This is a genomic window from Oceanisphaera arctica, assembly GCF_002936955.1.
GTDB classification, from domain to species: domain Bacteria; phylum Pseudomonadota; class Gammaproteobacteria; order Enterobacterales; family Aeromonadaceae; genus Oceanimonas; species Oceanimonas arctica.
The window spans coordinates 1-22,301 of record NZ_MPZM01000029.1 but is presented as its reverse complement, the minus strand read 5'-3'; the positions used below and the strand labels follow the sequence as shown (position 1 = coordinate 22,301).

The 22,301-nt window shown below is 58.0% G+C and carries 15 protein-coding genes; 9 read left to right on the top strand and 6 right to left on the bottom strand.

The window, feature by feature from the left end; genetic code table 11:
• Positions 1-320: 320 nt before the first annotated feature.
• Both UN63_RS12100 and gltB read right to left on the bottom strand, forming a co-directional pair.
• Positions 321-1,736: an FAD-dependent oxidoreductase gene (locus tag UN63_RS12100; RefSeq protein ID WP_104487009.1), complete on the bottom strand. Its 1,416-nt coding sequence runs from the start codon at positions 1,734-1,736 to the stop codon at positions 321-323.
• Between the two features lie 12 nt (positions 1,737-1,748).
• Positions 1,749-6,206, bottom strand: a complete 4,458-nt coding sequence (gene gltB / locus UN63_RS12095; protein WP_104487008.1) for a glutamate synthase large subunit — start codon at positions 6,204-6,206, stop codon at positions 1,749-1,751.
• A gap of 602 nt (positions 6,207-6,808) precedes the next feature.
• On the opposite strand from gltB, the gene arcB reads away from it, so the two are divergent.
• From arcB to UN63_RS12080, 3 genes are all read left to right on the top strand, one after another.
• Positions 6,809-9,184, top strand: a complete 2,376-nt coding sequence (gene arcB, locus UN63_RS12090; protein ID WP_104487007.1) for an aerobic respiration two-component sensor histidine kinase ArcB — start codon at positions 6,809-6,811, stop codon at positions 9,182-9,184.
• Positions 9,181-10,545, top strand: coding sequence for a dGTPase (gene dgt / locus UN63_RS12085; RefSeq protein WP_104487006.1), 1,365 nt, complete (start codon positions 9,181-9,183; stop codon positions 10,543-10,545). Before arcB ends, dgt begins: the two co-directional genes overlap by 4 nt.
• A gap of 120 nt (positions 10,546-10,665) precedes the next feature.
• The gene (locus UN63_RS12080) at positions 10,666-11,898 is read left to right on the top strand and encodes an inverse autotransporter beta domain-containing protein (RefSeq protein ID WP_104487005.1); all 1,233 of its coding nucleotides are present in this window, start codon (positions 10,666-10,668) and stop codon (positions 11,896-11,898) included.
• Positions 11,899-12,370: 472 nt separating this feature from the next.
• On the opposite strand, the gene rfaH is transcribed toward UN63_RS12080, so the two are convergent.
• The 4 genes from rfaH to metN all read right to left on the bottom strand — a co-directional run bounded on the left by rfaH (position 12,371) and on the right by metN (position 15,488).
• On the bottom strand, positions 12,371-12,868 hold the full coding sequence (rfaH, locus tag UN63_RS12075) for a transcription/translation regulatory transformer protein RfaH (protein ID WP_104487004.1): 498 nt from the start codon (positions 12,866-12,868) through the stop codon (positions 12,371-12,373).
• 96 nt (positions 12,869-12,964) lie between these two features.
• On the bottom strand, positions 12,965-13,792 hold the full coding sequence (gene metQ / locus UN63_RS12070; RefSeq protein ID WP_104487003.1) for a methionine ABC transporter substrate-binding lipoprotein MetQ: 828 nt from the start codon (positions 13,790-13,792) through the stop codon (positions 12,965-12,967).
• A gap of 18 nt (positions 13,793-13,810) precedes the next feature.
• Positions 13,811-14,464, bottom strand: a complete 654-nt coding sequence (locus UN63_RS12065) for a methionine ABC transporter permease (protein ID WP_104487002.1) — start codon at positions 14,462-14,464, stop codon at positions 13,811-13,813.
• On the bottom strand, positions 14,445-15,488 hold the full coding sequence (gene metN, locus UN63_RS12060; RefSeq protein WP_104487001.1) for a methionine ABC transporter ATP-binding protein MetN: 1,044 nt from the start codon (positions 15,486-15,488) through the stop codon (positions 14,445-14,447). The genes UN63_RS12065 and metN overlap by 20 nt, the downstream gene beginning before the upstream one ends.
• A gap of 244 nt (positions 15,489-15,732) precedes the next feature.
• Here metN and UN63_RS12055 point away from each other — a divergent pair, with 244 nt between their 5' ends.
• Genes UN63_RS12055 through gmhB form a run of 6 tightly spaced genes read left to right on the top strand, consistent with a single transcriptional unit; the run spans position 15,733 to position 22,248 of the window.
• A complete protein-coding gene (locus UN63_RS12055; RefSeq protein ID WP_104487000.1) occupies positions 15,733-16,752 on the top strand; it encodes an ABC transporter permease subunit in 1,020 nt (339 codons plus the stop codon).
• Positions 16,745-17,806, top strand: coding sequence for an ABC transporter permease (locus UN63_RS12050; protein WP_104486999.1), 1,062 nt, complete (start codon positions 16,745-16,747; stop codon positions 17,804-17,806). The genes UN63_RS12055 and UN63_RS12050 overlap by 8 nt, the downstream gene beginning before the upstream one ends.
• A gap of 12 nt (positions 17,807-17,818) precedes the next feature.
• Complete coding sequence (locus UN63_RS12045; protein WP_104486998.1) at positions 17,819-19,621, top strand: extracellular solute-binding protein; 1,803 nt, start codon at positions 17,819-17,821, stop codon at positions 19,619-19,621.
• Entirely contained in the window at positions 19,621-20,601 is a 981-nt protein-coding gene (locus UN63_RS12040; protein ID WP_104486997.1) for an ABC transporter ATP-binding protein, read from the top strand. The genes UN63_RS12045 and UN63_RS12040 overlap by 1 nt, the downstream gene beginning before the upstream one ends.
• Before the next feature lie 20 nt (positions 20,602-20,621).
• A complete protein-coding gene (locus tag UN63_RS12035) occupies positions 20,622-21,674 on the top strand; it encodes an ABC transporter ATP-binding protein (protein ID WP_104487022.1) in 1,053 nt (350 codons plus the stop codon).
• A 16-nt stretch (positions 21,675-21,690) separates the two neighbouring features.
• Positions 21,691-22,248, top strand: a complete 558-nt coding sequence (gene gmhB / locus UN63_RS12030; protein ID WP_104486996.1) for a D-glycero-beta-D-manno-heptose 1,7-bisphosphate 7-phosphatase — start codon at positions 21,691-21,693, stop codon at positions 22,246-22,248.
• The last annotated feature ends 53 nt before the right edge of the window (positions 22,249-22,301 follow it).

The following is a 22,301-nucleotide window of genomic DNA, read 5'->3' as shown; positions in this document are numbered from 1 at the left end:
TCACTGAAAGATGAATGTAATCTGGGCAGAGCTTACAGGTCGGACAAAGGGCCTGCTCCCCCGACCTGCTTCAAGCACATCCATGTGACGCTCAGCACATGACATCCCTGTCATGTGATGGTCGGTGCACCAGATCCCTTTGTCCTCTTTGGTACTGCGGAGTCACCTGTTGGTGATGTCTGCGGACAACTCGGTGTTGCCTCTGGAGCTGGATCGGGCCCTTTGTCCGGCTGCCCTGCTGTGGGATGGGTGGACTCGTATTGCTGCAAAAATAAAAAAGGCCGCTCGATGAGCGGCCTCTGCAGCGGAGTGAAGCTGGCTTACACCCCGATGTAATCCATGATGCCTTCGGCGGCCTTGCGGCCTTCGGCGATGGCGGTCACCACCAGATCCGAGCCGCGTACGGCGTCGCCGCCGGCGAAGATCTTGGCGTTAGAGGTCTGGAAGGCGAAGTCAGACTGCTCGGGAGCTATGATGCGGCCCCACTGATCGGCTTCGATACCGTACTCTTTCAGCCAGGGCTGATCATGCGGCTGGAAGCCGAACGCCATGATAACCACGTCGGCGGGCAGCACCTGCTCGGAGCCGGAGACCGGCTCCGGGCGACGACGACCGTTGGCATCGGGCTCGCCCAGTTGGGTGGTGACCACTTCCACGCCACTCACCTTGCCGCTGGCATCGATCTGCACACCGGTAGGTTGCAGGTTGAACATGAAGTTCACCCCTTCTTCCTTGGCGTTCTGCACCTCGCGGCGAGAGCCCGGCATGTTGGCTTCGTCCCGACGATAGGCGCAGACCACGTTGTCGGCACCCTGACGGATAGAGGTCCGTACACAGTCCATGGCGGTATCACCACCACCCAGTACCACCACCTTCTTGCCGGCCATGTCGATGTAGTCGGACGCCTGCTTCTCGAAACCCAGCACCCGGTTGGCGTTGGAGATCAGGAAGGGCAGGGCGTCGTAGACACCCTCGGCGTCTTCGTTGGTCAGGCCGCCACGCAGATACTTGTAGGTACCCACGGCGAGGAAGACCGCATCGTAGTCGTCGAGCAGGGTCTGGAAGCCGATGTCCTTGCCCACTTCGGTATTCAGGCGAAATTCGATGCCCATGTCGGAGAAAATTTCCCGGCGATTACTCATCACCGACTTCTCCAGCTTGAAGGAGGGAATACCGAAGGTCAGCAGGCCACCGATTTCCGGGTAACGGTCAAATACCACCGGGGTGACGCCATTGCGCGCCAGCACGTCGGCACAGGCCAGACCGGCAGGGCCGGCGCCGATGACGGCAACCTTGCGGTCGGTTTTCACCACATTGGACATATCTGGACGCCAGCCCATTTCGAAGGCCTTGTCGGTAATGTATTTCTCGATGTTACCTATGGTGACGGCACCGAACTCGTCGTTGAGGGTACAGGAACCCTCACACAGTCTGTCCTGCGGGCAAACCCGACCACAGACTTCGGGCAGGCTGTTGGTCTCGTGACACAAGTCCGCCGCCTCGAAGATGCGACCCTCGTTGGCCAGTTTCAGCCAGTTGGGAATGTAGTTGTGTACCGGACACTTCCACTCGCAGTAAGGGTTACCGCAGTCCAGGCAGCGGTCGGCCTGCATCTCGACCTGATTCTCGGAAAAGGGCTCGTAGATCTCCACGAACTCGATTTTACGGGTGCCGATCGGCTTCTTGGGCGGATCGACACGTTGTACGTCTATAAACTGAAATACGTTCTGGCTCATCACAATCTTCCTTTACTGCGCATGGACCCGCAGCTCTGCGGTGGAACGGCTCTGGTGGCCCAGCAGGGATTTCACATCACTGGATTTGGGTTTGACCAGTTTGAATTTGGGCAGGTACTGGTCGAAGTTGGCCAGAATTTCCTGCGCTCGGTTACTGCCGGTTTCCTGCAAATGTTGCGTGATGATGCCGCGCAGATGTTCCTGATGGATCATCAGCTCGTCCAGCCCCAGCAATTCGACCAGCTCGTGGTTGGTCTTGAGTTCGAAATCATCGTCTTCATCCAGCACGTAGGCAAAGCCCCCGGTCATACCGGCGGCAAAGTTGACCCCGGTGCGACCCAGCACGGTAACGATACCGCTGGTCATGTATTCACAGCCGTTGTCACCCACGCCTTCGACCACGGCGATGGTGCCGGAGTTGCGCACCGCGAACCGCTCACCGGCACGGCCGGCCACGTACAGGTAACCCCCGGTGGCGCCGTACAGACAGGTGTTGCCCACCAGAGTCGCCTCGTGCGAGGCGAAGGCCACGCCGATGTGGGACTTGATCACCAGCTTGCCGCCGGTCATGCCCTTGCCCACATAGTCGTTGGCATCACCGGTCAGGATCATTTCCAGACCACCCGCGTTCCAGACTCCGAAGCTCTGGCCGGCGGTGCCGTCCAGGTGGATGCGAACCGGATCCGCCGCCATGCCCTGGTTGCCGTGGCGTTGGGCGATTTCGCCGGACAGGCGCGCGCCCACCGAACGGTCGGTATTGCGAATGTTGTAATAGAAGTCGCCACCGCTGCTGTTTTCCACAGCGCTCAGGGCATCTTCGGTGATTTTCAGGTTGAGCACACCCTTGTCGAAGTTGGGGTTGCCCTGCTGACAGAACACGCCGAGACCCGGCTTGGGCTCGGGCTTGGCAATGATGCCGGACAAGTCCAGCTTCTGCTGTTTGGCGGTCAGGCCTGGCAGTGCTTCCAGCAGGTCGGTACGGCCAATCAGGTCGGTCAGCTGGGTCACGCCCAGTTGTGCCATCAGCTCGCGGGTTTCTTCGGCGATAAACCTGAAGTAGTTCTCCACCATCTCGGGCAGACCGTGGAAGTGGTCCTTGCGCAGCTTTTCGTCCTGAGTGGCCACGCCGGTGGCGCAGTTGTTCAGGTGGCAGATACGCAGGTACTTACAGCCAAGGGCCACCATGGGGCCGGTACCGAAGCCGAAGCTTTCGGCGCCAAGAATGGCCGCCTTGACGATGTCCAGACCGGTCTTGAGACCGCCGTCCACCTGCAGTCGTACTTTGTGACGCAGACCGTTGGCCACCAACGCCTGCTGGGTTTCGGCCAGACCCAGTTCCCAGGGGGAGCCGGCATACTTGACCGAAGACAGGGGGCTGGCGCCAGTGCCGCCATCGTAACCGGAGACGGTGATCAGATCCGCATAGGCTTTGGCTACGCCAGTGGCGATGGTGCCGACACCGGGCTCGGACACCAGCTTGACCGACACCAGACAGCTCGGGTTGATCTGCTTGATGTCGAAGATCAGCTGGGCCAGATCCTCGATGGAATAGATGTCGTGGTGCGGTGGCGGTGAAATCAGGGTCACGCCCGGTACCGCATAACGCAGCTTGGCGATTTCTGCCGTCACCTTATGGCCGGGCAGCTGACCGCCTTCACCGGGCTTGGCGCCCTGGGCCACCTTGATCTGAATGACTTCGGCGTTCATCAGGTAGTGCGGGGTCACGCCGAAGCGACCGGAAGCCACCTGCTTGATCTTGGAGTTCTTCAGGCTGTTGAAGCGACGGGCGTCTTCACCACCCTCGCCGGAGTTGCTCTTGCCGCCGAGGCGGTTCATGGCGATGGCCAGTGCCTCATGCGCTTCGGGGCCCAGGGCGCCGATAGACATGGCGGCGCTGTCGAAACGGGTGAACAGCTCGGTCGCTGGCTCTACCTGTTCCAGCGATATGCCCTGGCCGTTTTCCTTGAGGGTGAGCAAGTCACGCAGCATGGCGACCGGGCGTTCGTTGACCAGTTTGGCGTAAACCTTGTAGTCCTCGTAGTTGCCGGAGCGCACCGCGGTTTGCAGGCTGTTGACCACATCCGGGTTGTAGCTGTGGTATTCGCCGTCGTGCACATACTTGAGCAGACCACCCTGGTTGAGGGGCTTACGGGCAATCCAGGCCAGGCGGCTCAGGTTGAACAGGTCCTGCTGGAAGTCTTCGAAAGAGGCACCCTGCACGCGGCTGGATACGCCCTGGAAGCACATGTCGACTACGTCCTGATGCAAACCGATGGCTTCGAACAGCTGAGAGCAGCGGTAGGAAGCGATGGTGCTGATGCCCATCTTGGACATGACCTTGTACAGGCCCTTGTTGATGCTGTTGCGGAAGTTGAGCAGTGCCTCGCGCAGGGGCATCTTGAGTACGCCGTCTTCCACCATGCGGCCCAGGGTTTCATAGGCCAGGTAGGGGTAGATGGCGGTCACGCCGAAGCCGAGCAGGACGGCAAACTGATGCGGGTCCCGGGTGCTGGCGGTTTCGACGATGATGTTGGAGTCGCAGCGCAGGTTGTGTTCGACCAGGGTGCGCTGTATGGCACCGGCGGCCATGGCGGCCGGGATCGGCAACTTGTCCTTGCTGATATAACGGTCGGTCAGTACCAGCAGTACTGTGCCGGTCTCTACCGCCGTTTTGGCCTCTTTACACAGGCGCTCAATGGCGGCCTGCAGGCCTTCTTCCGGTGCGAAGTTCAGATCCAGCACGGTATTCTTGTGGTGGGTCTGCTCCAGACTCATCAGCTGATGAAAATCGGAATACAGCAAAATGGGCGACTCGAACTGAACCCGATGGGCGTGGCCGTGGGTTTCGTTGAAGACGTTCTGCTCCCGGCCGATCAGGGTGGCCAGCGACATGACGTGATTTTCCCGCAGCGGATCGATGGGCGGGTTGGTCACCTGGGCAAACATCTGGCGGAAGTAGTCATACACGGAACGGGACTTGCTGGACAGCACTGCCATGGGAGCATCGTCACCCATGGAGCCGACCGCTTCCTGGCCGTTCTCGCCCATGACCCGGATCACCTGGTCCAGCTCTTCCATGGAGTAGCCGAACAGTTTCTGATAGGTACGCAGCGAGCTGGCGTCCAGTTCGCACTGACCGGCCTGGTCTTCGGGCAGGTCTTCGAAGCGAGTCAGTCGGCGCTTGTGTCTGGTCATCCACTCTTTGTAGGGATGGCGAGACTTGAGATCGTCATCGATTTCGAAGCTGGTCCAGATCTTGCCTTTGGCGGTATCCACCACGAACAGCTCGCCCGGGCCGACACGGCCTTTTTCGACCACTTCGTCCGGGGTGTAGTCCCAGATGCCGATTTCGGAGGCCAGGGTGATAAAGCCGTCCTTGGTGCGAACGAAACGCGCCGGGCGCAGACCGTTACGATCCAGGGCGCAGGCGGCGAAGCGACCATCGGACATCACGATACCGGCGGGGCCATCCCAGGGCTCCATGTGCATGGAGTTGAAGTCGTAGAAGGCGCGCAGGTCTTCGTCCATCGCCGGGTTTTTCTGCCAGGCTGGCGGGATAAGCATGCGCATGGCACGGAACAAGTCCATGCCGCCGGCGAGAAACAGCTCCAGCATGTTGTCCAGGCTGGAGGAATCTGAGCCGTCGGTGTTGACGTAGGGGGCGGCGTCTTGCAGATCCGGCAGCAGCGGCGAGCCAAACTTGTAGGCACGGGCCTGAGCCCAGCGGCGGTTACCGCCGATGGTGTTGATCTCGCCGTTGTGGGCTAGAAAACGGAACGGCTGCGCCAGCGGCCAGCGTGGCTGAGTATTGGTGGAAAAGCGCTGGTGGAACACGCAGATGGCCGATTGCAGGCGGATATCCGCCAGATCCAGGTAGAATCGTGGCAAATCGGCAGGCATGCACAGGCCCTTGTAGGTCATCACCAGGTTGGACAGGCTGACTACGTAGAAGTATTCGTCACTGATGCGCTTTTCGATACGACGACGCACTATATAAAGGCGACGTTCAATGTCATTTTCGACCCAGCCGGCGGGGGCGTTGACGAAAATCTGTTCGATGCGGGGCAGGGACGCCTTGGCGATGTCACCCAGCACTTGGGTATTCACCGGCACGTCGCGCCAGCCAACCAGGCTCAGGGTTTCCTTTTCCAGCTCTTCGTTGACTATTTTACGGCACTGTTCGGCCAGTACCGGATCCGGATTGAGGAACATCATGCCAACGGCATATTTGCGACCCAGGTTCCATCCCTTGTCTTGAGCGACAGCGCGAAAGAAGCTATCGGGTTTTTGCATTAACAGACCGCAACCGTCGCCGGTTTTGCCGTCGGCGGCGATACCGCCACGGTGTTGCATGCGATCCAATGCCGAAATTGCGAGTCGGACAAGCTTGTGGCTGGCTTCGCCTTCTGTATGGGCGATCAGGCCGAAACCACAGTTATCTTTCTCCAGCTTTGGGTCATAAAGAGACATTGCATTCCTCCATTGCTCAAGCCATTGGGCCGAGCGACTACTCTTGTCAGCACGACATGCTCTGAAGCGTCCGTTGCCATTGGTGGCTAATTTACCAAAATATATGGATTTTTTTGTGAGGTCAATTAAAGCAATAAAGAGAGAAGTCGCTGTTTATCTCGGGGTAAAGTAGGATATTTCAACGTAAAACCCAGATGTTTGGCTATAAATCTTAATTTTTGATTTTTAGTTGGTTCTTTATGCTTCCATTTTGATGCTTGCAGCATAATGTAAAGTTGAATGTTTTTTGTTGTTTTTTTACTACATTGCAAGGGGAAACTTTGAGGTAGATCTCATTTTTATCTGTCTTGAAAATGACCATGACGGCAGTTTTTGCGAAATTCCTTTATTATTATGGGATTATAAATTCATTTTTATCGCATAAGGTTTCAGTTTTGATGTTTTGCCAAACGAGGCAGAGTCCATTTGATGTAAAATTACGCACGAATAGAAGGTTCCGTAAGTATCTGTTCTGGCGCCGACAAGGACGCTTTATCATCGGCATGACAGCCCGCGACTAAGCCGGTATCCTGCTTTTATACTGTTGTTGACGGGAATAACCGATGAAACCCATAAAAACATGGGCTCAGTACTATGTTGATCTGATGACCAAGCTGGGCATAGTGCGTTTCAGCATGTTGCTGGCCGCCTGTATCATATTGCTGGCCATCTTTATTCAGGTGGGAGTGACGCTGTTTCTCAGAGGAACGGTCGAATCCATTGATATGGTTCGATCCGTCTTTTTCGGACTGTTGGTCACACCCTGGGCGGTGTACTTTCTGTCGGTGGTGGTGGATCAGCTGGAAGATTCCCGCCAGCGCCTCAGCCGACTGGTGCAGCGGCTGCAGCAGATGCGCGAGCGGGATCTGGAGCTCAACAGCGAGTTGCAGGAAAAAATAGAGCTGCTCAATCGCCAGATAGAAGAAACCCACAAGGCGGAAACCGCGCGCCAGCAAGCCATTGAGGATCTGGAAGCGGAAGTCTACCAGCGGGAGAAGGCACAGATGGAATCTCAGGAACGCTCCGCCCTGTTGCGTTCCTTTATCGATACCTCGCCGGATCTGGTGTATTACCGCAACGAGCTGGAAGAGTTCTCCGGCTGTAACCGAGCCATGGAAAACCTGATCGGCCGCCAGGAAAAAGAACTGATCGGACTGACCCCCTTCGATGTGTATCCGGCAGACGTGGCCGAGAAGGTGGTGGAAACCGACAAGGAAGTGTTCTCCCGCAATGAAACCCAGACTTACGAGCAGTGGCTGCAATATCCGGATGGCCGCCGGGCCTGCTTCGAGCTGCGTAAGGTGCCCTTCTTCGATCGCAACGGCAAGCGTCTGGGACTGCTGGGCTTCGGCCGGGACATTACCGAGCGCAAGCGCTATCAGGAGGAGCTGGAAAAAGCCAGCCGTGACAAGACCACCTTTATCTCCACTATCAGCCATGAATTGCGCACGCCGCTGAACGGCATCGTCGGCCTGAGTCGCATTCTGCTGGCCACCAGGCTGGATCAGGAACAGCGACAGCACCTCAAGACCATTCACTTCAGCGCTGTGACCCTGGGTAATATCTTCAACGACATCATCGATCTGGACAAGGTGGACCGCAGTCGACTGGAGCTGGCCCCCGAGCCGATGGACTTCCCCGGGTTTCTGGATGATCTGGAAAGCCTGGCCCGGCTGCAGGCCGAGCAGAAAGGGCTTTATCTGCACTTCGATCGGGATGGCGACATCCCCGACTGGATTATGGCCGACGGCACCCGTTTGCGGCAGGTGCTGTGGAACCTGGTCGGCAACGCGGTCAAGTTCACCGATGACGGCGGCGTCACCATCCGCTGCATGGCCGACGAACTGACCCCGGGCGAAGTGACCTTGCGTTTCGATATCGAAGACACAGGCATCGGCATTCCGACCGAGCTGCAGCAGAAAATTTTTGCGCTCTATTTCCAGATTGAAGGCAACAAGCACGCCACCGGAACCGGCATCGGCCTGGCGGTGTCGCAGCAGCTAGTGGATGCCATGCACGGCACCATAGAGCTGGACAGCGAACCCGAAGAGGGCTCCTGCTTCAGCATTACCATCAAGGTGCCGAGAACTCAGGCGCCGGTAGACGACCCTGTGGTGGCGCATCTGCCGCCGCTGTCGGTGTTGCTGGTCGAGGATGTGGAGCTCAACGTCACCGTTGCCTGTGCCCTGCTGGAAAAGCTGGGCCACAAGGTGACCGTGGCCCGGGATGGAGGCGAGGCGTTTGCCTGGTTGGCGCAGATGCCCTTCGATCTGGTGTTCCTCGATATCCAGCTGCCGGACATGACCGGCTTCGATATTGCCTCCCGGCTGCGGGAAGAGGCGCGAGAGCAGTCGAAGAGCCTGCCACCACTGGTGGCCCTGACCGCCAATGTGATCAGCGACAAGGAGGAATATCTGGCCAAGGGCATGGACGATGCCATCAGCAAGCCCTTGTCTTCCAAGGCCATCAAGGGCGTACTGGCCCGGTTCTTCGCTCACAGACCCCAGCCCCAGGCAAAATCCCGGGCGGTGGCCGCTCCCGTGATAGCCAGTCTCGCCATTGCAACCGGCACCGAGGCTCACGCCGATGAGCAGCAAGTATTGGATACGCTGTTCCTGACCGACTATGTGGACACGGTAGGCGCCGCCATCCTGTTATCTAGCGTCGATATGCTCGACGAGATGGCGGGGGATTACCTGAGCAAGCTGAATGGCTTTATGACGGAGAAGGACAAGGACGGCATCGTCGAGGAAGCCCACAAGATCAAGGGCGCAGCCGGCTCGGTCGGGTTGAAGCGGGTGCAGCTGCTGGCACAGCAGATCCAGAGTCCGGAGCTGCCCGACTGGTGGCAACAGCTGGATGCCTGGGTGAATGAACTAAACGCCTTGTTACCTGCGGATCTGGTGATACTGCGCCGGTGGCTGGAGAGCCGGGTATGAGCGATTATAAGGCTCTTATCCTGAGCGAGCGTCAGCTTCCGGGGCCTGATGATGCGGAGCCGGAAACGGCGCTGGCCGCGATAGAGGCGGATCGCAGCCGCATCGTCCAGTGTTCGCCGGTGCGGCGGCTGCAGCAAAAAACCCAGGTATTCCCGCTGGACGTCAAGGCCTCGGTGCGCAGCCGGCTGACTCATTCGCTGGAGGTGAAGGAAACCGGCCGCCAGCTGGCGTTGAGGGTGCTGACCAGCATGGGGCAGGAGGTCGACAAGGAGGCTTTCGTTAGTCTGGTGGAGATGGCCTGCCTGCTGCACGACGTCGGCAATCCGCCGTTCGGGCACTTTGGCGAAGTGGTGATGATCGACTGGCTCGGTACCCGGTTGCCGTCGCTGTTCAAGCAGGCGGTGGGCAAGAGCTCCCGGCAGTGGCCCATGCTGATGGCGGATCTGCAGCAATTCGAAGGCAACGCCCAGAGTCTACGGCTGTTGCACAGCCTGCAGGGATTGAACCTGACCCTGAGCCAGCTGGCGGCCCTACAAAAGTACGTGCGCGGTGCCTACCAGCGCAAGACCGGCGGGCGCTGGCAACAGAAGCCGGGGCATTTTTTCAGCGAACGTTCTCTGGTGCAACAGATAAGGGCACGCTTTCCGACCACCACTCGGGGACGTTATCCGCTGGCCTTTCTGATGGAGGCGGCCGACGACATGGCTTATGGGGTGGCGGATCTGGAAGACGCCGTCGACCGGGGCGTGCTGAGCCTGGCGGAGCTGGAGCTGGCGCTGCTGAGCGAAGCGAATGATTACCTGAAAAACTGCTGGCAGCAGGCAAAGGTGGGCGAGCCCGGCTTTTTCAGTCGTTTTCGCCAGGCGATTAACGATGATTTGCTCATTCTGGTCAGCGAGCAGTACCTGCTTCATCATAAGGCCATTCTCGAGGGCAGTCATGACGGCGCCCTGCTGGCGGTAGAGCAGGAGCCGGCTCAGGCCCTGCAATGGCTGAAAGACTTCGCCCACCGGCGGGTATTCAACCGTCGCGAGGTAGAGGCGCTGGAGCTGTCGGGTTTTGCCGCACTCAAGGGCGTACTGGAAGCCTTTGCTCCACTGCTGGCGCTGCCGGAGCGGGAGTTCACCAGCCTCGAAAGCCGGCAGGATGCCAAGGGCCTGGTGTTGCGCAGGCTCTATCATCGCCTGCCGCCGCGCCATCTGGCGGCATATCGGCGGGACAGTCGCAATGCCGCTTTCTTCGAAAGCGAGCGGGAGCGGGAATGGTACTTCCGGGTCCGGCTGCTGCTGGATTTTGTCAGTGGCATGACGGACACTTATGTATTGGAAGAGTATCGCCTCTTGTGTGGCTTTCAGGGCTGAGATCCGATAGCCCTTGGTTTTATAGCCAAAGTTCGATAACCAAGGTTGATATTGTCGCTATCCCGCTTGCTGCAGAGAGGTGGCCTCTTTGCTCTGTCAGGTGTAGCCGGAGCCGTCTGCATGCGTTATTTCCTATTATTGATGTCGCTCTGCTTCAGCATGCTGGCGCGGGCCTCAGGCTCCTTGATGGTGATGCACCAGGTGTTGCCCGGTGAAAACAGGCTCTCACTGGCGGCACGTTTTCAGCTGACCGAACGCCAGTTACGGCTGAACTTCAATAACGAACGCTTCATGGCGCCACTGGCTACCGGTGACTGGATTTGGGTGCCGGACCGGCCGCCCTTGCCCCCGACCCTGACCGCTAAAAAACCAGCGGCCCAACCCAAGATGCCGGTGGCCAGCCGCACCGCGACCACATCATCTCGGCCGAGCATGCCGGTGGTCATCAACACCCCGGTCGAGCTACCTCGGCTGGGGCCACCCGATCCCGACCTGGCACCAAAAACTGACCGCATACTGCTTACCATTGCCACGGCCGCCAGGGCGGCGGCGACCGATCAGCTGGATCAATTCGTGGAGCAGCAAGGCACCTCCCTGGCCGATGATACTCTGCTGTTTGGCTCCCGCCAGTTAAGCGAGCTGCCCTGGCTCAATCCCGAGCAATGGAACTGGGATTATCAGCTGCCATTATTCGATAAAGAACCCCTGCTCAGCAGCCGTATGGCGCTGCCGGTCATGCCTCATTGGCAGGGAGAGCTGGGGCTGGATTACAGAGACGAACGACTGACCTATCAGGCCGGGCTGCATTTCGAACAAGCCTTTACCGACGAGATCAGCGGCCATCTCGAGCCGGTGATGGATTATCAGGCCACCTGGGAGCATCGCCGTGGCGGCCTGTTGATGTTTTTGAACCATAGAGACTGGACCTTTGGGGCGGGGCAATATCGAGCCCTGTCCGGCTGGCAGCAGCAAGCAGGTCGGCTGGAACGTCCGGCATCCGGACGACTGTGGTTTGGTGAAGGGCGACTGGGGTTTGTGCCGGGTTTGAGTGTGTCGGGGCGGTATTATCAATGGCAGGGGCGACAACTCAGCCTGTACGGCAGTGGGGATAAATACAAGGCAGCCTTGTCCCGGCAGTGGTCCCTCAATTACTCGCCCTGGCGGATATTTCGCTTGCAGAGCTCGCTGTTGAGCAACAGCCAAGACAAATTCGAGTCCAGGTTTCGGTTAGGGATAGACCTGCCGCTGGGGATGGCGCCGGGGCAGTGGTGGGAAAGCCTGATGGAGAAACCGCGCTATGACCGTTATCGGCCGCTGCAGCATCACAAGGTGATGGTGCTGGAACACCGGTAATCAAATCGAGAAGAGTGAGGGGTAAAGAGTGAGGAGTAATACCAATTTGAATAAATATCTGATCATTTTTAAACCCGAGATCAGAGGCAACACAGCCGCCTCCCACGACACGCCATAAACTCATCCCTGAGGGCTCGGGCAATGCCGTCCATGGCATTTCACGGTCGTGGTAGTCGATCTCTGTTGCCTCTTCTTGAACACCGAGTTATCTGTAGACGATGCCAACAGGCAACTCCTTGGCATCAGGGAGGATAGAGGGATCTGCTCCGCCGACCCTCCGCGCCAAGGATGGTGCGGTGGAGCCTACATGGAGGTATTCACGGCGTGTCGGAGGAGCTGGCCATTTGTCCGACCTTTGTAGAGCAACCAAATAGATCAGCTATTTAATCTGTTTGGTATCACTCCTCACTTTTTACATGAGTGGGTTTCGAAGCTGGATTCTAGAGTCCTGTTTGGTATCACTCCTCACTTTTTACAGCCGGGTAAATTCGTCGTTGGCGAAGCTGGTCGGAATCGCCTTCTGCAGCATTGTCAGCAGCAGTATGCCGCGGGTCTCGCCGTCGGCTTCCTGATAAATCGCTTCCAGCCCGGCGAAGGGGCCTTCCGTGATACGAACCTTGTCACCGCTGCGGGGAACGTCGCTCAGTTTTTCTCTGAGCTCATCGCTGTCGCAGTGACACATGAGGTCATAGACCACCTCTGCGGGTACTTCGCAGGGGCCACCGCCAAAGCGCACCAGGTTGCGCACGCCTCGGGTAGAACTGATGGTGACAGAGCTGGTCACGGTCAGATCGGCACGCACGAAGATATAACCGGGAAACAGGGCTTCGGTCAGAACCACGACTTTGCGCCGGCGGAGCTTCTTGACCTCGGCGTAAGGGTAAAAAGCCTCTATATCCTGATTGTTCAGGTTTAGCAGCGCCCTCTCTTCTTCCCGGGGACGGCAATGCGCCAGATACCATCTCTGCATACAATATCCCTAAAGCTCGGTTTGATTCGTTATTATGACAGCACAACGAAAAAAGGCCACGGCAAGCCGTGACCTTAAACTGTTTGTGATCCGGGTTTACCAGCCTTTGACGACGCCGCCCTTGAACAGCTCAAGCGCGGCCTGATAGACCTCTTCGCTCTGATAGGCCTTGACGAAGGTCTGCACTCGTTCGTCGTCCTGGTTGTCTTTGCGGGCGACAATCAGGTTCACGTAAGGAGATTCCTTGTCTTCCACGAACAGGCTGTCCCGACCGGGCAGCAGATCGATTTGAGAGGCGTAGGTGGTGTTGATCACTGAAAAGGCCACATCGTCCAGCGAGCGGGGCAGCTGAGGCGCTTCCAGCTCGATGATTTTCAGCTCTTTCGGGTTGGCGGTGATGTTCAGGGTAGTGGCTTCCAGACCCACTGCATCATCGACTTCGATCAGGCCCTGTTGCTCCAGCAGTAGCAGGGTACGGCCCAGGTTGGTCGGATCGTTCGGTACCGCAACCTTGGCACCATCGGCCAGCTCGTCCAGTGACTTGATGACCTTGGAGTAGGCGGCGATGGGGTAGACGAAGGTACTGCCCACGGCCACCAGATCATAGCCGCGATCTTCAATCTGCTTGTCGAGATAAGGCTGGTGCTGGAAGGCGTTGATGTCCAGGCTGCCATCGTTCAGAGCCACGTTGGGCGTCACGTAGTCGCTGAATGACACCAGCTCTACATCCAGGTTGTATTGCTCTTTGGCCACCTTGACGGCGACTTCTGCCACTTGCTCTTCGGCACCGGCAATCACACCCAGACGCAGGGGCTTGGCGGCGGCTTCTTCGGCGGTGTCTTTGGCTTGTTCACCACAGCCGGCCAGGGCCAGAGCAGAGGCCAGTACACTCAGGGTCGCAAAAGATTTAAAACCTAACTTCATCGGGTAACTCCTTTTTAATCAACGATGATCTACACGAGCGACCAGACGTTCGCCGGCGCTTTGAATGATTTGTACCAGTACCACCAGCATCACCACGGTAATCAGCATGATCTGAGGATCGAAGCGCTGATAACCGTAACGAATTCCCACATCACCCAGGCCGCCTCCACCGATGGCACCGGCCATGGCGGAATAGTTCACCAGCGTCACCAGGGTGATGATAATGCCATTGAGCATGCCGGGCAGGGCCTCGGGCAGCAATACTTTCGTTACTATTTGCAGACGGCGGGCACCCATGGCCTGAGCCGCTTCCACCAGGCCTGCCGGGATTTCCATCAGGGCGCCTTCCATCAGCCGCGCCACGAAGGGAATGGCGGCCACGGTCAGGGGGACCACGGCGGCGACGGTGCCGATACTGGTGCCGACCACCATACGGGTAAAGGGAATAATGGCCACCAGCAGTATGATAAAGGGAATGGAGCGGCCGATGTTGACGACGGTACCCAGTATCTTGTTGAAGGAGCTGTTTTCCCAGATTTGACCGGGCTTGCTGACGTGCAGCGCTATCCCCAGCGGAATACCCAAGGCACAGGCGATGATGCCCGAGCCAAAGGTCATGATCAGGGTTTCCCACAGGGCGGATAACAGCAGATTAATCATGGCGTCGGACATAACCGAGTAACTCCACCTGAATTTTATGGTCCTGAAGATAAGCCAGTGCGGCCTGAGTCTGTGCTGGTTGTCCGTCCAGCTCGGCCAGCATGAAGCCGAATTTGACGCCGCCCGCATATTCGATATCGGCGCTGAGAATGGTCACGTCGACGCCGAGATCCCGGCTTAGAATAGAGATCAGCGGGGTGTCCACGGTTTCGCCGGTAAAGCCGAGTCGGACCAGTGGCAGGGCGCCGGTGAGCGGCTCGGCCGACAGCCGTTGCTGATATTCCTCCGGAATGTCCAGGTTAATGGTGGAGGAAATGAAGCGCCGGGCCAGTTCGGTTTTGGCGTTGGCGAAAAACCAGGCGACGTCGCCCTGCTCGACAAGCTCGCCATCATTGATAATGGCGACCCGGTCGCAGATACTCTTGACCACATGCATCTCGTGGGTGATCAGCAGTATGGTCAGACCCAGGGTGCGGTTGATGTCTTTCAGCAGGCCGAGAATGGACTGGGTGGTTTGCGGATCCAGCGCCGAGGTGGCTTCGTCACACAGCAGTACCTTGGGCTTTGGCGCCAGGGCACGCGCTATGGCGACCCTTTGCTTCTGGCCGCCAGACAACTCTTTCGGATAAGCGTTGGCTCTGTGTGACAGCCCCACCAGCTCCAGCAGCTCATTCACGCGCTGCTTGATGGCGGCCTTGTCCATGCCCGCCAGCTCCAGCGGCAGGGCCACGTTGGCGAATACGGTACGGGAGGACAGCAGGTTGAAATGCTGAAAAATCATGCCGATGTTACGACGGGCGCGGGGCAGTTCGCCGTTGTTGAGCCGGGTCAGGTCCTGGCCGTCGACGAAGACGCCACCTTCGGTTGGGCGTTCCAGCATGTTGACGCAGCGGATCAGGGTGCTCTTGCCGGCACCGGATTCACCGATGACGCCCATGATCTGGCCGGCGGCAACTTCCAGGTCGATGTTTCTGACGGCGTGGACGGCGGCGTCACCTTCACCGTAGCGTTTACTGATATTGGTTAGCTTTATCATCGGAGGATGAGCCTTTCCGGTATGGTTATTCACTGCTTTAACAGATGAGTGTAGATACAAGTCATGCAAGCATGGCTAATAGCAGTGGATGCTAGGCCGTCTGGACGTCCAAGTCAACGTAAATTTCCCCCAAGGACAGGAGGGGCGGGGCCGGTATCTTTCTTGCTAAGTCGTCGGTTCATGGGATAGGGTGATAATTAGACTCGGCCGGGCCGTGTTCAGGGAACGAACTTAAGGGAAAACCATGGGCCAGTATTTTCTGCGTCGGTTATTGTTGCTGTTACCCACTTTCCTGGGCATCACCCTGGTGGTGTTCGCCATCACCCGTTTCGTGCCGGGTGGACCGGTGGAGCGCATGCTGATGGAAAGTCAGCTCGCAAGCAGTGAATTCAGCCAGAGCTCTCGCGGCAGTCAGATGTTGTCGTCCGAGCAAATTGAAGAGCTGAAGGCCTTCTACGGTCTCGACAAACCTGTATTCGAAGCCTACCGGGATTGGCTGGGCAAGCTGGTACGGCTGGATCTGGGCGAGTCGACCCGTTACTACCTGCCGGTGTGGGAGCTTATTCAGGAGCGACTCCCTATCTCCGCCTTCTTCGGCATCTGTACCTTCTTGCTCAGTTATCTGGTGTCCATTCCGCTCGGCATTCTCAAGGCACTGAAACACAACAGCCGCTTCGACAGTATCAGCTCCATGTTGATTTACGCCGGTTATGCGTTGCCGGCCTATGTGGTCGGTATCTTCCTGCTCACCGTGTTCTCCTTTCAACTCGGCTGGTTTCCGATGGGGGGCTTCGTCGGCGACGACTTCTATTACCTCGAGGGCTTCTGGCCCAAAGTCTTCAACCTGTTTCACCATGCGCTGTTGCCGCTGATTGCCTATGCCATCGGCGATTTTGCGGTCTTGACCATGACCATGAAAAACAGCCTGATGGAAAACCTGTCGGCGGATTACGTGCGTACCGCCGTGGCCAAAGGGCTGCCGTTTCACAAGGCGGTGACCGGCCATGCCTTGCGCAACAGCATGATCCCCATCGCCAGCCACTTCGGTAACGTGATCTCGGTGTTTTTTGCCGGCTCCTTCCTGATCGAGGTAATTTTCAATATCGACGGCCTGGGGCTGCTCGGTTACGAGGCCATCGTTGAGCGGGATTATCCGGTGGTGATGGGGATACTGGCGGTGACCTCGCTGCTGATGCTGGTGGGCAATATACTGTCGGATATCTGCGTGGCGATGGTGGATCCGAGGGTGCGCTTCGATGGTTAGACTGTTCTCCGATCTTACTCACAAGAAGCTGCGTCGCTTTCGCAGCATACGCCGCGGCTACTACGCTTTTTGTCTGTTTATGCTGATGGTGCTGCTGGCGCTGGCCGCCGAGCTTTGGGCCAGCAACCGGGCGCTGTTGGTCAAATACGAAGGCCAACTCTATTTTCCCACCTATGGCGCCGTGATCACCGGCGACACCTTCGGTCTCGGCTATCAGTACGAAACCAATTACCGGGAGCTGAAAACCCTGCTTGCCGAACAAGCCGGAGCCGAACAGCCCGATAACTGGGTACTGTTGCCGCTTGTGCCCTGGAGTCCTTATGAGCAGGACTACAGCAGCGGCAGTTATCCGCCCAACGCCCCCAGTCTGGAGCACCGGCATTATCTCGGTACCGACAATTCGGGCCGGGATATTCTGGCCCGGCTGGTATACGGCTTTCGTACCGCCGTGGGGTTTGCCTTTATCGCGCTGACCGCCAGTTATGCCATCGGCGTCTTGCTGGGCTGCGTGATGGGCTTCGTCGGCGGCAAGTTCGATCTGCTGTTTCAGCGTTTTATCGAGATCTGGTCTCAGGTGCCCTTTCTCTACGTCATCATGATACTGGTGTCGTTGACCCAACCGAATTTCATGCTGTTTGTGGGCATCAACGTGCTGTTCGGCTGGATGGGCATCACCTGGTATATGCGCACCCTGACCTATCGGGAGAAGGTGAGGGATTACGTGCTGGCGGCCCGGGCGCAGGGTGCCGGACTGGGGCGCATTATCGTGCACCATATTCTGCCCAATACCCTGGTGATGATAGTGACGCTGGCTCCTTTTACCGTGGTGGCCAATATTTCCTTACTGACGGCGCTGGACTACCTCGGTTTCGGCCTGCCACCACCGACCCCCAGCTGGGGCGAGCTGCTGCGCCAGGGGGTTAATCATCTGGATGCGCCCTGGATAGTGGCATCGGTAGTGACGGCGGTGTCGCTGGTGTTGATCACCGTGTCTTTTATTGGTGAGGCGATTCGAGAAGCCTTCGACCCCAAACATTTCTCTCGTTATGAATAGGCAGGGAATGCGATGAAAAAATGGATAACGATACTGAGTACCTGGATGCTGGCCCTCACGCTGCACGCCGCCGAGCTACCGAACGAGCTGGAATGGCTGACCAATAATGAGGATCCGATATTCGCCTCACCCGAGGCAAAACGGGGCGGGGTCTTCAACAGCAGCCTGCAGAGCTTTCCGTTGACCTTCCGTACTGTGGGGCCGGACTCCAACACGGCATTTCGCTCTTTTATTCTGGAAAATCAGCTCGGTCTCTATTCCCTGCACCCACAAACCGAGCAGCCGATACCGGCGCTGGCGACCCACTGGGCCTTCGGTAACGATAATAAAACCATGTATTTCAAGCTTAACCCCGCCGCCCGCTGGTCCGATGGCGAGCCGGTGACAGCCGACGACTTTCTGTTTGCGCTGGAGATGATGCGCTCCGAAGTGATCCGAGCCCCCTGGTACAACAATTACTATACCGAGGAAATTGTCGACATCACCCAATACGACGAGCACACCATTTCGGTAACCGCCGGCAGCCCCAAGAGCCGGCGCGAATTACTCAATACTGTAGGGCTTACTCCCCAACCTCGACATTTCTATGAACTGACCGAGGACTGGGTGCGCCGCTATAACTGGGCCAAGGCGCCCGTCACCGGCGCTTACGAGATCGATGACGTCAAGCGGGGTCGCTCCATTACCTTCAAGCGACTGGATGACTGGTGGGGCAACGAGCTCACTTATTACCGGCATCGTTTTAACGTGGACAGGATCCGCCTGAATGTGGTGCGGGACATGAATATCGCCTATCGACACTTTCTTCGTGGCGACATCGACACCTTTGGCCTGATCCTGCCGGAGTGGTGGCACGACAAGACGGATACTCCGGAATATCGCAAGGGGCTGATTAATCGCATCTGGTTCTACAACGACATTCCGCACGGCGCTCAGGGTTTTCATCTCAATACCGCTCACCCCAGGCTCGGTGATGTGCGGGTGCGTCGGGGTATTGCCCATGCCATCAACATGCAGCGCATGCTGGACACCATATTGCGCGGCGACTACGAGCGAATGAACACCTTCGGCACCGGCTATGGCGACTTCATAGATCCCGATATCCGGGCCCGGGAGTTTGATATCGAACGGGCACGGACGCTGTTTGCCGAGGCGGGCTATGACCGTCAGGGGCCGGGCGGAATCCTGCTCAACGCGGCCGGCGATACGCTCAGCCTGGCGGTCACCTATACAACGCCCGAGCATACCGCCCGGCTGGCTATTCTGCGGGAAGAGGCGCGCAAGGCGGGGCTGGATCTGCAACTGAACCTGGTGGACGGTGCCAGTGGCTTCAAGGTGATGCTGGAGAAAAAACACGAAGCCGCCTGGCTGGGTTGGGGCGGCAGCGGCCTCTATCCCCAGTACTGGGAGTTCTTCCACTCGGTGAACGCGGATCAACCTCAGACCAATAACCTGTTCAACATCAGCGATGCGGAACTGGATACCCTGATAGAGCAATACCGGGTGACCATGGATCTGGATGCCAAGGCCGGTATTTCCCGCCAGATACAGCAACGAGTGCACGAGTTGACGATCTTTATTCCCGGTTACCAGGTGCCCTATACCCGAGAGGCCTACTGGCGTTATGTGCGCCTGCCCGAGAACAAGGGGACGCGCCATTCACCTTCGCTGTTCTGGCCGATGGAAGGGGCCCCTCATACTACCGGCGGCATGTTCTGGATTGATGAGGCGCTGAAGGCGGAAGTTAACGCGGGCAAGCGCAGTTTCGAACCGGTATTGGAGATAGATGAAACCTGGCGGCAGAAGGAGCACTGATGGAGCGGCTGCTGGAAGTAGAGAACCTGGCCGTCAGCTTTACCACCGAGGCTGGCCGGTTTCGGGTGGTGGACGATGTCAGTTTTTCGCTGATGTCGGGCCAGACCCTGGGCCTGGTCGGTGAGTCCGGTTGTGGCAAGAGCGTGACGGCGTTGAGTCTGCTGGGGCTGCTGCCCAGGCCAGCCGGCGAGGTGGTCGGCGGCCGGGCGTTGTTTCAGGGGCTGGACTTACTCACGCTGACGGCCGAGCAACGCTATCGGGTACGTGGCAACAAGATAGCCATGATCTTTCAGGAGCCCATGACGGCTCTGAATCCGGTGCATACGGTCGGGCGACAGTTGATGGAAGTCTATCGACTGCACAGACCCGAGCTTGGCAAGCGAGAGCAAAAACAGGCGGCGGCGCAGATGCTGCGCCAGGTGGGCATACCGGAAGCGGAAGCGAGGCTGAAAGCCTATCCGCATCAGCTTTCCGGCGGCATGCGACAAAGAGTGATGATCGCCATGGCCCTGGCCTGCGAACCGGACTTGCTGATCTGTGACGAGCCTACCACGGCGCTGGATGTGACCATACAGGCGCAAATTCTGCACCTGATCCGCGAGCTACAGAAGAGAACCGGCATGGCGGTGCTCTTTATTACCCACGATCTGGGCGTGGTGGCTCAGGTCTGCGATCAGGTGCTGGTGATGTATGCGGGCCGCAGTGCCGAGCAGGCCGATGTATTTACCCTGTTCGAGCGGCCGGTGCACCCTTATACCAAGGGACTGCTGTCGGCCATTCCTCGCCTTGATCAACCCGGCAAGACGGAGTTGGCCACCATCAGGGGCCAGGTGCCGTCTCTTGAAGAGCAGCAGGCCGGCTGTCGTTTCGCCAATCGCTGCCCCTATATGACCGAACGCTGCCAGCGGCAACCGGCCATGGAGCGGGTAGAGGAAGCGCATCATGTCTGGTGTCATCACTGGCGGGAGTTACGTCGATGAGTGAACTACCGAAAGCAGTCATGAGCCCGCGATCGAACGTAACTTCGAGCCCACTGTTAAAAATAGAGCAGTTGCAACAGCACTTTACCCTGGGCGGCGGCCTGTTGCGCCGAGGTAAAACCCTGTATGCAGTCGATGGGGTCAGCTTCGAACTAGAAGCGGGCAAAACCCTGGGGTTGGTGGGGGAGTCTGGTTGCGGCAAGTCGACCCTGGCCCGTACCCTGCTCAAGCTGCATGAGCCCAGTGGTGGACGCATCCTGTTTGAAGGGCGGGATATCACCGATTACTCCCGCTCCCGGATGCGCCCCCTGCGGCAACGGATGCAATTGGTGTTTCAGGATCCCCAAGAGTCGCTCAATGGGCGTCATACCATAGGCACCATACTGCAGGAGCCTTTCATTATTCACGGGCTGGGCACGGCCGTAGAACGCAAGCAATGGGCAGCCGAGCTGCTGGAGCGGGTCGGCTTGTCGGCCTCGGCGCTGGACCGTTACCCTCACGAGTTCTCCGGCGGTCAGCGGCAACGCATCGGCATTGCCCGCGCCATGGCGCTCAAACCACGGCTGCTGGTCTGCGATGAGGCGGTGTCGGCGCTGGATGTTTCGGTGCAATCCCAGATCCTCAACCTGTTGCTGTCGTTGCAGCAGGAATACCAACTGGCCATGCTGTTTATCGCCCATGATCTGTCGGTGGTAAAACATATCTCGGATCATATCGCGGTCATGTATCTGGGGCGAATCGTCGAGTTGGCGCCTGCCGAAGAGTTATACCGTCGGCCCCTGCATCCCTACACTCGCGCCTTGCTCGCCGCCATTCCCGAACCGAACCCCCGCCATCGCAAGGTGCCGACGGTGTTGCATGGCGAGCCACCCTCTCCGGCCAGTCCGCCGTCCGGCTGTCACTTTCGTACCCGCTGTCCTTATGTGGGAGAACGCTGCATTACCGATGTTCCGGCCCTTATCGGTGAAGAGCACAGCGTCGCCTGTCATTTTCAGCAGGAGATCGAACGCGGGCAACGGCTGCCTCAACCGCCCCCGGGCTGTGATATTATTGCGACTGTAACTGCGTCTTAAACCATAGGAACTTCTAGTGACTACAGCGGCAATTTTTCTGGACCGGGATGGTGTCATCAATCAGGACACCGGCTATGTGTCCCATAGTGACGACTTTATCTTTATAGATGGCGTGATCGGCGCCATGAAACAACTGAAGCAGAAAGGCTATCAACTGGTGGTGGTCACCAACCAGTCGGGCATCGCCCGTGGCCTGTTCAGCGAAGATGACTTTATCCGCCTGACCGAATGGATGGACTGGTCTCTGGCCGACCGGGGAGTGGATCTGGATGGCATCTATTTCTGCCCGCATCATCCTACCGAAGGCTCAGGCCCCGAAACTCAGGTATGCGACTGTCGCAAGCCGGCGCCGGGCATGTTTCTGGAGGCCGCTCAGGAGCTGAATATCAACCTGGCCGACTCTTATATGGTTGGTGACAAGGTATCGGACATGAAGGCCGCCGAGGCGGCGGGCGTCGGACACAAGATCCTGGTGCGTACCGGCAAGGATATTACTGCTGAAGGGGAAGCGCTGGCGGAAGCCGTCTACCCGTCACTGGTCGAATTTGCACAGAATGCCGCCGATTTGACGTGATATCTAGCATGTCGAATAAAAACCAACCTGTCGGTTGGTTTTTATTAAAAAAG

Bases quoted from the DNA above. Each gene is read 5' to 3' on its own strand.
- arcB (WP_104487007.1), top strand. From the start codon at position 6,809: ATGAAACCCATAAAAACATGGGCTCAGTACTATGTTGATCTGATGACC.
- dgt (WP_104487006.1), top strand. From the start codon at position 9,181: ATGAGCGATTATAAGGCTCTTATCCTGAGCGAGCGTCAGCTTCCGGGG.
- UN63_RS12045 (WP_104486998.1), top strand. From the start codon at position 17,819: ATGAAAAAATGGATAACGATACTGAGTACCTGGATGCTGGCCCTCACG.
- metN (WP_104487001.1), bottom strand. From the start codon at position 15,488: ATGATAAAGCTAACCAATATCAGTAAACGCTACGGTGAAGGTGACGCC.
- metQ (WP_104487003.1), bottom strand. From the start codon at position 13,792: ATGAAGTTAGGTTTTAAATCTTTTGCGACCCTGAGTGTACTGGCCTCT.
- UN63_RS12100 (WP_104487009.1), bottom strand. From the start codon at position 1,736: ATGAGCCAGAACGTATTTCAGTTTATAGACGTACAACGTGTCGATCCG.
- UN63_RS12080 (WP_104487005.1), top strand. From the start codon at position 10,666: ATGCGTTATTTCCTATTATTGATGTCGCTCTGCTTCAGCATGCTGGCG.
- rfaH (WP_104487004.1), bottom strand. From the start codon at position 12,868: ATGCAGAGATGGTATCTGGCGCATTGCCGTCCCCGGGAAGAAGAGAGG.
- UN63_RS12040 (WP_104486997.1), top strand. From the start codon at position 19,621: ATGGAGCGGCTGCTGGAAGTAGAGAACCTGGCCGTCAGCTTTACCACC.
- UN63_RS12055 (WP_104487000.1), top strand. From the start codon at position 15,733: ATGGGCCAGTATTTTCTGCGTCGGTTATTGTTGCTGTTACCCACTTTC.
- UN63_RS12035 (WP_104487022.1), top strand. From the start codon at position 20,622: ATGAGCCCGCGATCGAACGTAACTTCGAGCCCACTGTTAAAAATAGAG.
- UN63_RS12050 (WP_104486999.1), top strand. From the start codon at position 16,745: ATGGTTAGACTGTTCTCCGATCTTACTCACAAGAAGCTGCGTCGCTTT.
- gltB (WP_104487008.1), bottom strand. From the start codon at position 6,206: ATGTCTCTTTATGACCCAAAGCTGGAGAAAGATAACTGTGGTTTCGGC.
- UN63_RS12065 (WP_104487002.1), bottom strand. From the start codon at position 14,464: ATGTCCGACGCCATGATTAATCTGCTGTTATCCGCCCTGTGGGAAACC.